General features: G+C 31.1%; 7 protein-coding genes and 1 tRNA gene. 3 read left to right on the forward strand and 5 right to left on the reverse strand.

Going from position 1 to position 12,237, the window contains the following annotated elements:
• Window positions 1–36: 36 nt before the first annotated feature.
• The 3 genes from FF125_RS20705 to FF125_RS20715 all read left to right on the forward strand — a co-directional run bounded on the left by FF125_RS20705 (window position 37) and on the right by FF125_RS20715 (window position 2,956).
• Entirely contained in the window at window positions 37–822 is a 786-nt protein-coding gene (locus tag FF125_RS20705) for a universal stress protein (RefSeq protein ID WP_138951982.1), read from the forward strand.
• A gap of 8 nt (window positions 823–830) precedes the next feature.
• A tRNA-Ala gene (locus tag FF125_RS20710) sits at window positions 831–904 on the forward strand.
• Between the two features lie 1,338 nt (window positions 905–2,242).
• A complete protein-coding gene (locus tag FF125_RS20715) occupies window positions 2,243–2,956 on the forward strand; it encodes an SDR family oxidoreductase (RefSeq protein WP_138951984.1) in 714 nt (237 codons plus the stop codon).
• A 61-nt stretch (window positions 2,957–3,017) separates the two neighbouring features.
• On the opposite strand, the gene pckA is transcribed toward FF125_RS20715, so the two are convergent.
• The 5 genes from pckA to FF125_RS20740 form a co-directional block, all read right to left on the reverse strand.
• Window positions 3,018–4,634, reverse strand: a complete 1,617-nt coding sequence (pckA, locus tag FF125_RS20720) for a phosphoenolpyruvate carboxykinase (ATP) (RefSeq protein WP_138951986.1) — start codon at window positions 4,632–4,634, stop codon at window positions 3,018–3,020.
• 203 nt (window positions 4,635–4,837) lie between these two features.
• Window positions 4,838–5,677 (reverse strand): alpha/beta hydrolase family protein, encoded by an 840-nt coding sequence (locus tag FF125_RS20725; RefSeq protein ID WP_138951988.1) that lies wholly within the window; start codon window positions 5,675–5,677, stop codon window positions 4,838–4,840.
• A gap of 9 nt (window positions 5,678–5,686) precedes the next feature.
• Window positions 5,687–8,419, reverse strand: coding sequence for a PD-(D/E)XK nuclease family protein (locus FF125_RS20730; RefSeq protein ID WP_138951990.1), 2,733 nt, complete (start codon window positions 8,417–8,419; stop codon window positions 5,687–5,689).
• Window positions 8,420–8,510: 91 nt separating this feature from the next.
• A complete protein-coding gene (locus tag FF125_RS20735) occupies window positions 8,511–9,881 on the reverse strand; it encodes an OmpA family protein (RefSeq protein WP_138951991.1) in 1,371 nt (456 codons plus the stop codon).
• A gap of 138 nt (window positions 9,882–10,019) precedes the next feature.
• Window positions 10,020–12,158, reverse strand: coding sequence for a peptidylprolyl isomerase (locus FF125_RS20740; protein ID WP_138951992.1), 2,139 nt, complete (start codon window positions 12,156–12,158; stop codon window positions 10,020–10,022).
• Between the last annotated feature and the right edge of the window lie 79 nt (window positions 12,159–12,237).

Consider the following 12,237-nt stretch of genomic DNA (forward strand, 5'->3'; position numbering starts at 1 on the left):
TATTCTTTTAATTATCTTTACAAAAACACAGAGAGTATGAATACTTTATTAGTTCCCGTTGGCTCGCCTAAAAAGGCATTAAATACATTGCAGTATGCTATAGACCTTGTTGAAGGTACGCAGGCAAAAATTTATTTAGTAAAAGCCTATGGTGTTACTAAAGTAGCGGGTAGTTTAAAAAACATGGATGCTTTTATGGAAGCTGAAGCAGATCATGACTTGGAGAACGTTATTGCCCATGTGGATAAAAAAGGAATAGAAATTATATCAAAATCTATTGGAGGTAGTGCAAAAGATATTATTAAACGAGTAGCCAAACAATTAAAAATTGATTTAATAGTAGCAGGATCTAACAGTGATAGCAAAATTTTTATCGGAAAAACACCAGGTTATTTAATAAAAAACACAGATTTACCTGTATTATTTGTGCCTAGAAATTATCGATTTAAAAAAATAAACACTGTTTTAATGACAATTAAATCAGGTGTAATATCTCGTGAAAATTTACTATTACCTTTACATAAAATTATGAACTTACATAATAGTAAGTTAGAATTGTTAAGGGTAATAACACCCAAAAGTACTGATGAAGATGGTAATTTAGATGCAACATTAAATGATTTACTGACAAATTATTCAACCTCTAAAAATGAAACTATTTACGAGGGGCTTAAAGAGAGTATTGACAAAATATCTCCTGATTTAATTTGTGTAATTAGACGAAAACGAGGTTTTTTCAAGAGACTTTGGGCAAATGACAAAGTGTATAAAAAAGACTTTGAAAGTGATTTACCTTTATTAGTTTTAAAAGGGTCAGAATAATTGATTATGGGGCATTAGCTCAGTTGGCTAGAGCACTACGCTGGCAGCGTAGGGGTCATCGGTTCGAATCCGATATGCTCCACATCAAGCAGAAAAACCACACGAAAGTGTGGTTTTTTATTTTATAAGAAATTAAGAAAGCTTGCTTTTTTTAATTTTGAATAAAATAAAAAAGTCAACACCCGCTAGGGTGATGTGTTTTCTATTTGCAGTAACGGAACTCATTCGGATCAACGAAGTTAATCACCTTTAAACTTTATAAATAAATTCATTTTTATGGTTTTAAAAACTGAAAGAACTTAAAAATCTCTCTTTTTTAATTTTGAATAAAATAAAAAAGTTAACACCCGCTAGGGTGATGTGTTTTCTATTTGCAGTTACGGAACTCATTCGGATCAACGAAGTTAATCATCTTTAAACTTTATAAATAAATTCATTTTTATGGTTTTAAAAGCTGGAAGAACTTAAAAATCTCTCTTTTTAATTTTGAATAAAATAAAAAAGTCAACACCGCTAGGGTGATGTGTTTTCTATTTGCAGTAACGGAACTCATTCGGATCAACGAAGTTAATCATACTTAAGCTCTATAAATAAATTTATTTTATGGTTTTAAGAGTGGGAAGAACTTAAAAATCTCTTTTTTTAATTTTGAATAAAATAAAAAAGTCAACACCCGCTAGGGTAATGTGTTTTCTATTTGCAGAAACGGAACTCATTCGGATCAACGAAGTTAATCATACTTAAGCTCTATAAATAAGTTTATTTTATGGTTTTAAGAGTGGGAAGAACTTAAAAATCTCACTTTTTTAATTTTGAATAAAATAAAAAAGTCAACACCCGCTAGGGTGATGTGTTTTCTATTTGCAGTTACGGAACTCATTCGGATCAACGAAGTTAATCATCTTTAAACTTTATAAATAAATTCATTTTTATGGTTTTAAAAGCTGGAAGAACTTAAAAATCTCTTTTTTTAATTTTGAATAAAATAAAAAAGCCAACACCCGCTAGGGTGATGTGTTTTCTATTTGCAGTTACGGAACTCATTCGGATCAACGAAGTTAATCATCTTTAAACTTTATAAATAAATTCATTTTTATGGTTTTAAAAGCTGGAAGAACTTAAAAATCTCTTTTTTTAATTTTGAATAAAATAAAAAAGCCAACACCCGCTAGGGTGATGTGTTTTCTATTTGCAGTTACGGAACTCATTCGGATCAACGAAGTTAATCATCTTTAAAATTTATCAAAAAAAAGGACAATATATTCATGTTCAATAGCTTTCTTTCTAAAAAAACCTTTGAACAAGAATAACTAGACTTCAATTAAACCGCAATCGATATAACAATTTTTTAAGATCATTTGTTATGACTGTTTAACTTGCTCTATTATCTTTGTTTACTATAATACTAAAAAAACAAAAAATGAACAATCTAAAAAACAAAGTCGTTTATATAACAGGAGGTACAAAAGGTATAGGATTTGGTGTTGCAAAATGCTTAATTGAGGCTGGAATGCGAGTGGCTATTAGCGGTAGAAATTTAGAAACTGCCGAAAATGCAGTTGCTGAACTTGGAAATAAAGACCAAGTTTTAGCAATAGAATCTGATGTATCTGTTTTAAAGAACGAAAATGAAGCTATTGAAAAAATAATTGCAAAATGGGGACAACTGGATGTTGTGTTAGCAAATGCAGGTGTTGGTAAATTTGCACCCGTAGATCAACTTTCAGAATCAGATTGGAACGCTATGATAGAAACGAACCTAACAGGAGCATTTTTCTCTTTAAAAGCCTCTGTAGAAGCGTTAAAAAAATCAGAAGGGTATTATATTACCCTTGCTAGTTTAGCAGGTACAAATTTCTTTGCTCAAGGTGCAGGATATAATGCTTCTAAATTCGGATTAGTTGGTTTTACACAAGCGGCAATGCTAGATTTACGCCAATACGGAATTAAAGTTTCTACAATAATGCCTGGTTCTGTTGCTACTTATTTTAATGACCATATTCCTAATGAAAAAGACGCATGGAAAATACAACCGGAAGATATTGGTAAACTAGTATTGGACTTATTAACCATGAACCCACGTACGTTACCAAGTAAAATTGAAGTAAGACCTACGAGACCTGATTTAAAATAAATTACAAAGAAAAAGAGGGCTTATAATAAGCCCTCTTTTTTTATTAAAATAACAGAAAATTCTAAACGTGATCACCTAATTTATGGTGCTCATCGATTAACGGTCCACCTTCCATAATTAGTTCAGAAGCTTGATTTGCAAACTTTTCGAAATTTAAATGGAATGAATGTGCTAAGTTTATTGCTTTACCAATATATGCACCTTTTTGTAACCAAGTATTCATTGGATCTAAAATTTCAATTGGCACATTTGGACAATATTTAGGCATAAACAATCCGAAGATTGGGTGTTGATGAAATTCTACATTGTCTAATTCGCCTTTTAAAATAGCCGAAATCATTGCTCTAGTGTATTTCAATTTAATACGAGAACCAACTCCGTAAGGTCCGCCAGACCATCCTGTATTGATTAACCAAACATTAACACCAGCATCTTTCATTTTTTTACTTAACATTTCAGCGTAAACAGTAGGATGTAATGGCATAAATGGTGCTCCAAAACAAGCAGAGAATGAAGGTACTGGCTCAGTTACACCTGCTTCTGTACCTGCTACTTTAGCAGTATATCCAGAAATAAAGTGATAAGCAGCTTGACCTGGAGTTAACTTAGAAACTGGAGGTAATACACCAAAAGCATCTGCAGTTAAAAAGAAAATATTTTTAGGATTATGAGCAACTGAAGGTACTTGAATGTTGTCAATATTATAGATAGGGTAACTAACACGAGTATTTTGTGTAATTGAACCGTCTAAAAAATCAACTTCCTTAGTACCTTTTTTAAATACTACATTTTCTAATAAAGCACCTGGCTTGATAGCTCTAAAAATGTCTGGCTCTTTTTCTTCTGATAAGTCAATTACTTTTGCATAACAACCACCTTCAAAGTTAAAGATACTGTTATCTTCCGCCCAACCATGCTCGTCATCACCAATTAATTTTCGATCAGGATCTGCAGACAAAGTAGTTTTACCTGTACCTGATAAACCAAAGTAAATTGCAGTATCACCTTCTTCACCAACATTAGCAGAACAGTGCATTGGTAATACATTTTTATCTGTAGGTAAAATCATGTTTAATGCAGAAAAAATACCTTTTTTAATTTCACCTGTATAAGCTGAACCACCAACTAAAGCAATTTTTTTAGTAAAGTTTAAGATAGAAAAGTTCCCTTGACGAATACCAAAGGCTTTAGGATCTGGACATTCATAACCAGGAGCACAAAGCACTAACCATTCTTCATCAAAATTTTCTAATTCTTCAGCGTTAAGACGTAAAAACATGTTAAACACAAACATATTAGACCATGCATATTCTGTAACAGTTCTAACATTCATTTTGTATTTAGGATCAGCACAAACCGCTGCATCTCTTACATAAATTTCTTTACCAGAAAGGTATTTTACAATTTCAGTTTCTAGTTTGTCAAAATTTTCTGGAGAAACTGGTTTGTTTACTTTACCCCACCAAACTCTATCTTTAGTATAATCGTCTTCTACTAAAAATCTATCTTGAGGAGATCTACCTGTAAATTTACCTGTATTTATTGCTAACGTTCCATTTTCAGTTTCTACACCACCTTCTTTTGCAACTGCAATTCTTTGCAGTTCTTCGGTTGGTAAATTCCAATGGGCAGTTACATCATTTAACCCGTACTTTTCTAAGTTTAAATCTTTTTTCATTGTTCTTGAATTTTCTATATTATTTTAATCTAAAGTATTCTATTTTTTTATTGTCTGATTTAATTATGATATCCTTTTAAATCTTCAACAAATTTAAGGTAACAAATGTTTCATAAGCATGACATTTGTCATATGATTTTAGCTATTTTCGTCTTAAATTCTTACGAAAACGTTTGATTTTTATGTAATTATATAATATATCGTTAATTTATAAATAATATTGATTTTTGAACTATTTTCAATAGATCTGCAGGTAATGACTTTTCCTCCCAAGGGTGTTTTCCTCCAAAAGAATGATTGGCATTTTCTACAATAAAAAGCTCACTATTTCTATTCCAAGAATGTAAATTTTTTGCTTCATTTAATGGAACCGTTTCGTCATCAGTTCCATGAATTATTAATGTCGGAATTTTTAAATTTTGAGCTGCTAATTTTATATGCAATCTCTCTTTATTAGTGATAAAGTTTTCATAAAACTGATAGTAATGAGGCATTTTCTGTTTGGTTCTAGAATTTTCTATATATGATACCCCATGCTCCTTCCAAAGTTCCAAAATATCACCTTTCGGAAACCTAGACTCATAATCAGATACACCGGCCCAAGTTATTAGTTTGCTAACCCGATTATCTTCACTTGCTTTTATGGTAACTATACCTCCGGCTCTTGAATGGCCAATCAAACCAATCTGTGATAAATCAATTTCATTTTTAACCGTTTCCTCTTCTGAAATATAATCTATAACTGATTTTAAATCATCTAATTCTTTGATGAAATTATTTTGACCAAAAGCCTCTAAGTCAGTAAAATCGATAGTTTGTTCAACCGTTCCGCCATTATGTGAAAAATTAAATTTAATAAAGAATATTCCGTTTTGGGCAAATTTTTCTGCAACTAAATCCCAGCACCCCCAATCTTTAAATCCTTTATAACCGTGGGCAAATATTACAACTGGTTTTGGTTTACCATCTTCTAAGTAAAAAAGATCAGTTAAAATGGGTTTATTGTGTTTACCTACCAATTGTAGATTTCTAATAATTTTCATATATAATTTTCAATTTGTAAATGGTGATTCTTTTTCTAAAATAGAAATATTGACATCAAATATTTCTAAAAGTAAACGTTTTAATTCATTTTCGAAAAGCTCGATATCTTTTTGAGTGACTAAGGATTTATTCACTTTTAAAAAGCCTGCCTTTAAATTTTTGAAAGAAATAATACCACTTTCCAGTGGTTGTTTATCAATATCTAAATTTTCAGATTTAGAATACAACAAGGCGTAAAAAAGTACCTGAAAACTTTTACTATGCTTTTTATAATCTTTTGTAATTTGAGACCAATCATTAATATTTAAATCATTCTGTAGTACTTTACCAGTTTTATAATCAACTATTCTTAATGTTCCGTTAAGTTCATCAATTCTATCTGCTTCGCCAACCAGTTTTATAGGAAAATTAATTCCGTCAATTTCTATTTCTAATTCTAATTTTTTCTCTAAAGCTAAAACCTTAAGATTATCCCCTTGTTTAACAAGTTTTAATTCCTGCTTTAAAAAATTATTTACAAATTGTTTTGCCACATTATATACCAACAAATTCTTACCTGTAGAAATATTTCCATTATTATACACCTGATTAAACCATTTTTGGACCTCTGAAGCCACTTTTGATTTCATTTGAAGCAAATGCTCCTCTTTCAATATTTCATTAATATAAGGCTCGTAAAACGCTTCTAATGTTTTATGGATAATTGTTCCTAAGGTATTTGCCGCAATTGTTTCCTCTACCTCTTCAATTTCCCTAATTCTTAATATTTTTTGATTATAAAACTCTAGTGGGTTTAGTATATAATTTGTAAGTGTTGATGCCGAAAAGCCTTTATTTGCCAAGGTTTTTAATTCATCATTTACAAATTCATCCTTTTTAATTTCTTTAAATTCAAAATTAGTTTTAACCACGTCAGGTGCTACAACTAATTTTTCAACTTCATCTTTTTTAAATATTTCTAATTGTGTTAAAAAACGGCTTTGCTCACCAGAACCATAACTATCCGCTTCCGTATTATAAATAGCATATATGTTTTCTGCTCTTTGAATTAATCTAAAAAAGTGATACGCAAAAATTGCATCTTTTTCTTTATAGGTTGGCAACCCTACCTCTTGTTTTATATCAAATGGGATAAATGAATTATCTGACTTACCTCCTGGCAATACGCCTTCATTTACTGAGGTTATAATTATATTTTTAAAATCAAGTACACGTGTTTCTAATACCCCCATTACTTGTAAACCTGACAAAGGTTCACCTTGAAAAGATAACTTTTCTGATTTAAGCATTTGATTATAAAATACATTAAGCGTTTTAATATCAGTAATATGCCCAAATTTCTCATTGAGGTTTAACAATTGCTGAAAAATAGTATAAAATCTAAATAAATATTCTTTTTCCAGTGAATTCAAACTTTCATTTTCCCTAGCCAGCTCAATAAACCGAATACAATAATCGACCGCTACATTGGCATCATTTTTCCAATTCTCAAATAGAAATGAGAGTTCTTTATACTCAGAATTGTTGTCTGCCAATTTTAATAGGCTAGATTTAGAGAGGTAAGTAAAATTGTTGGCGGCAATATTATAGAGCAAACGATCAATGATTTCAGGTGTTTTAAATAAAGATTTTACCTGTGGATGATTTAAAACGGATATCACTTCTTTATAATAGAATGCTCCGTTTTTATGATGAATTTGAAGTTTAAATAAATAATCAAATAGATTACCAAGGGGAATATTTTTAAGCTCGTAACCCATGGTAATATTAACACTCTTTACCTCATTAGGTAATGAATTTAATGATGCACCAAGCATAGATTCTTCTGCTAGGACTAAAGCAGTATCTGAAAAATTATTACTGGTATTTGAAATTTCCCTTAAAATTTCACCTGCATACTTTATTTGTGAAATATCCTTTGGAGTTCCTATTATTTTAATATTTTTTTTATTTGAAAACTCATTGCAAGTCCAATGAAAATCATTTTTCTCAAAATAGTTCCAATCACTTTTATATCTATTAATGAATGTAGCAACTTGTGGGTTGTTTTTTATAAAAAACGCATCAATATCCCAATAAATAGTGGCGATATCACTATCAAGCAAACCCTTAAATATTTTTTCTTCTGCCTTATTCAAAGCATTAAAACCAACGAGTACTAGTTTATCCGATGAATTATTGATATACCATTCAATATTTTCTGCAGCTTCTCTGTACTGTAAACCTTGATATGCAATTTTACTTTCAATTAAGTATGAATAAAGTCTATCATAATAGCTTTCAAATTTTTCATAGAACTTAACCTGATTTAAAATTAAATCGGTTTTTTGTTCACCTTTTAATAAGGTTTCTATTCTTTTAATATCCGTGAGATATGAAAATAAATGCTTTGCGTCAACAAGATGTCTGTCAATTTCATTAAAATCTTGTAAGAGTAATGGAGCCCATTTGGTAAAATTTTCAAAACTTTCTACCTTTGCTTCTTCTGTTGATGCTATATATACGGAGTAGAACTCAAATAATAATGTAGTACTATCTATTGCGTTAATTCCTGATAACTCTTCTATAAATTCTTCAATACTTATTATTTTAGGAAGTATTGTTGCCTTCTTTAATTTTGACTTCAGTATATTTTTTAAAAAAATTCCTGCCCTCTTACTCGGTAATACAAAAGTAAGATCTGTACTATCTTCAGTTTTTGAAAGGATATCAATTACAACTCTATCTAGAAAACTTTGCATTAGCGGAATATTTTAAACAAATTTACGAAATGAGTTCCATAAAAAAAGCCATCCCTAATTGGGATGGCTTTTAATTTAATATTTTTTTAGCTTAATTAGCTAAGTTGATTTCAACTCTTCTGTTCTGAGCTCTACCTTTACTAGTTTTATTAGTAGCAATTGGGTTTGCTTCACCAAATCCTTTAGAAGCTAATCTATCAGATGGAATACCTTTTCCAACTATATAGTCTAATACAGCTTTTGATCTTTCTTCAGACAATCTTTGGTTTGTTTTATCAGAACCTGAACTATCAGTATAACCATCTATACTGAAATTAGAATCTTTAAATTCTTTCATGATATCAGCAATTAAATCTAATTTTTCAGCAACACCTGGTCTGAAAGTAGATTTACCTGAGTTAAAGTAGATTGCTTTTGCAAACTCATCTAATTTAGCTTTAGCTTCAACAGTAATTACTTTTTCAGGACAACCTTGGTTAGAAGCAGGACCTGCTTCATTCACACAGTTATCATCTTTATCAAATACACCATCATTATCAGCATCTGGCCAAGGACAACCTTTGTTTTCTTTAGGACCAGCAACATCAGCACACTCATCATCTTTGTCATATACACCGTCACCATCAGCATCAGGACAACCGTTATTTGCAGCAGTACCAGCATCATTTGGACATTGATCATCTTTATCAGCTACACCATCACCATCAGCATCAGGACAACCATTTAAAGCAGCTAAACCAGCAACTTCAGGACAAGCGTCATCAGAGTCTTTTATACCATCACCGTCAGTATCAGGACAACCGTTGAAAGCTTCTAAACCGAATACTTCAGGACACTCATCATCTTTATCATAAACACCATCACTATCAGTATCTTTTCCACCAAATTTGATAGTTATACCAGCAGCATGTTGAAAATGAGGCAATAGGTTATCTTCGTCAAAAGAATGTTTATAAGCAGTTTGTAAGTTTAAACCGATAAAGTCATTAAACCAAAAGTTCACACCAGCACCACCATTTGCAGTACCCGCACTATTATCGTCGATAAATTGGTAACCACCACCTACATGTAAATAAGGATCAAACCATTTTTTACCAGCCCAAAGATTATTTAATGCATATCTAATATCTAAATCTACACCAATATAAGATAAATCACCTGCAGATACATCTCCAATGTTTTCAATTTTATTTAACGAACCCGCTAAACCTAAAGAAAAACCATTATCTAAATATCTACCAACTCTAAGTCTTGAGATAGAAGGAATAATATTATAATGGTCATCGATATTTACAAACTCATCAAACCATCCTGCAGTTCCAGCTGCTCCAGAGTTCGTAGGATAAAAATCTACCGCGTTAGCTCCAAAGTCAATAGACCATGGGTTGTTTTCGTCTTGTGCATTCATGCTGAAACCAGCAATAAGTGCAACAACGAATAAAACTTTTCTTAAGTGTTTCATTTTAATTAATTTAAATTATAGTTTCTGTTTTTTAAATTTGGTGCAAATATACGAATTATACTATATCTGCAATTTTTTATTAATATTTTTTTAACATTTAGAATACGTAACGTTAAATGTAAAAAGATATTATTATTTCTAATAGAAAGTTGCTCTATTGTCCTCTATATCAGCAAACTTCTTCAATACACTATAAACTTTAGCTCCTTTAGCTTTATTTACATTTTTAACAGCCGTAACTGAACCTGCATAATTTTCCAAAACTTTAGGGCTATCCTTTTTAATAATTTTAGCAGCAAAAACACCATTTTTAGTATCTATGCCTGAGTATAATTTATTCTCTTTTAAAAACACAAGAACTGAAACAACTTCTTCCGCTCTACCAATACCTGGCAAAATAGGGCTACCTAAAGACACTGCCTTGGAAGATTGAACATTAGTGCTAAATGATTTTGCAATATCTTGTAAATTATCTCCTTTCATCTGCTCTTTAATTAAATTACTCTTTTTTTCATTAAGTAATTTTGTTCTAAGTGCTGCTTTTGCCGTACCTATACTAAGTCCTTTGTCATGCTTTCCCGTTAATTTAGCTACCACATAACCATCTTCCGTATCAAAACGCTTAATATCATTAACATTACTATCAGTACTAAAAGCCCAAGTAATCATTTGTCTTTGATTGCTTAAGTTTGATACTCTTTCATCCATGGCTTTTAAACCAACAGCCGGCTGAACGGTTAAACTTTCTTCTTTAGCTAACTCTTCAATATCTTTACCGTCAGTTAATGCTGAGGCGAATGTTTCTGCTTTTTGATATGCTACACTTTCAGTTTCATCAGAAGCGACAATTTCTCTTGCAAAAGTTGCTAACTTCACATTTTTCTGCATATTTTTTTGGTCCTGGATATCTATGATATGAAATCCAAATTGTGATTTTACCACACCCATGTCTCCTACTTTATTTTCAAACGTAAAATCTCTAAATTCAGGTACCATTGCTTGATATACAAACCAATCTAAATCACCACCCTTAGCTCCGCTTCCTGTATCAGAAGATAGTGTTTTTGCTAATTCAGCGAACTTTGACTTATCATTCTTAACAATAGCTAATAAACTATCAGCAGTTACTTTGGCTTGAGCCTCTGTTTGTGTTATTGCAGGATCGTTTGTAGTTCCTAGAAAAGGAATTAAAATATGACGAGCTTTAACTGAATCTGGCATTTGTTTTACAGCTGCCAATTTTGTTACTTTAAAATAATTACCTTCTTTATAAGGACCGTAAACATCACCAACATTTAATTTAAAAATAGTATCCGCTAAAATTGGACTTACTCTTGATTTTGTATAAAAATTATTATCTAAAGGAATATCAGATGCATTATTTCTGAAAAAGTCTTCAACGTTATCTGTATTAGACAAACCTGTAACATTTACATTACCTTTTGCTGCTGAACTATACTCTTCTCTGTCATTAATAATTTTTTCAACTTCGGCTCTAATAGCTGCTTGATCTTCTGCAGAAGCCTTAATATCAAATTTTACGAAACTAATATCGCGAGAAGCTTCCGCTTTGTAATCATTTGGATGACTTCTTACATATTGCTCAATTTCACTATCTGTTACTGCAACAGCACTATCAGCAATATAAGTATAAGGTACATAAACATACTCCAAATCAAGTTTTGTGTTATTTGCCATATAATAACGCTCCCCTTCTTTAAAGGTAGCACCTAAACCAGCTGAAACAAGATTATTATAAGTTCTCAACTCTAAATTATTCTTTATATTTCTTTCGTAATCTAACCAACTTAACCAAGCCTGTCTACTGTTTGCATCATCATCTTTAGCATCATTTAACGTAGCAATATGTTCTTTAAACATGTCCTCATCAAAAAGACCAGCTGCATTTTTAAATTGAGCACCATCTTTAACCCATGATTGTTTCAAAATTTCATCCCAAACATCTTTTTCACCAACAGTAACTCCAGATTTTTCTAATTGAGCTTTGTAAATTTTCTGACGCACTAAATTTTCCCAAGCTCCATTTACATTTTGCATTTGAGTACTTCTACCACCAGACATCGTTTTTTGCTGCTCTACCATTTGAGCAAATTCTTCTCTACCTACATTTTCTCCATTTATTTCACCAATGGAGTTGGCTTCACTTCCAAACCCTCCTCTAGTAAAAACATCACCAATTACAAATGAGAATAATGCTAACGCAATTATGATTATTAAAAATAATGAACGTTCTCTAATTTTAGATAAAATTGCCATTTTTATTTACGTATAAATTTAATTATAATTTTTAAAACTTAAATTTCTGAATTTGAAAGACAAACCTTAATATAAATTC

The organism is Aureibaculum algae (assembly GCF_006065315.1).
GTDB classification, from domain to species: domain Bacteria; phylum Bacteroidota; class Bacteroidia; order Flavobacteriales; family Flavobacteriaceae; genus Aureibaculum; species Aureibaculum algae.

Excerpts from the sequence above, each read along its gene's own strand:
- FF125_RS20735 (WP_138951991.1), bottom strand. The coding sequence starts at position 9,881 with ATGAAACACTTAAGAAAAGTTTTATTCGTTGTTGCACTTATTGCTGGT.
- FF125_RS20715 (WP_138951984.1), top strand. The coding sequence starts at position 2,243 with ATGAACAATCTAAAAAACAAAGTCGTTTATATAACAGGAGGTACAAAA.
- FF125_RS20725 (WP_138951988.1), bottom strand. The coding sequence starts at position 5,677 with ATGAAAATTATTAGAAATCTACAATTGGTAGGTAAACACAATAAACCC.
- pckA (WP_138951986.1), bottom strand. The coding sequence starts at position 4,634 with ATGAAAAAAGATTTAAACTTAGAAAAGTACGGGTTAAATGATGTAACT.
- FF125_RS20740 (WP_138951992.1), bottom strand. The coding sequence starts at position 12,158 with ATGGCAATTTTATCTAAAATTAGAGAACGTTCATTATTTTTAATAATC.
- FF125_RS20705 (WP_138951982.1), top strand. The coding sequence starts at position 37 with ATGAATACTTTATTAGTTCCCGTTGGCTCGCCTAAAAAGGCATTAAAT.
- FF125_RS20730 (WP_138951990.1), bottom strand. The coding sequence starts at position 8,419 with ATGCAAAGTTTTCTAGATAGAGTTGTAATTGATATCCTTTCAAAAACT.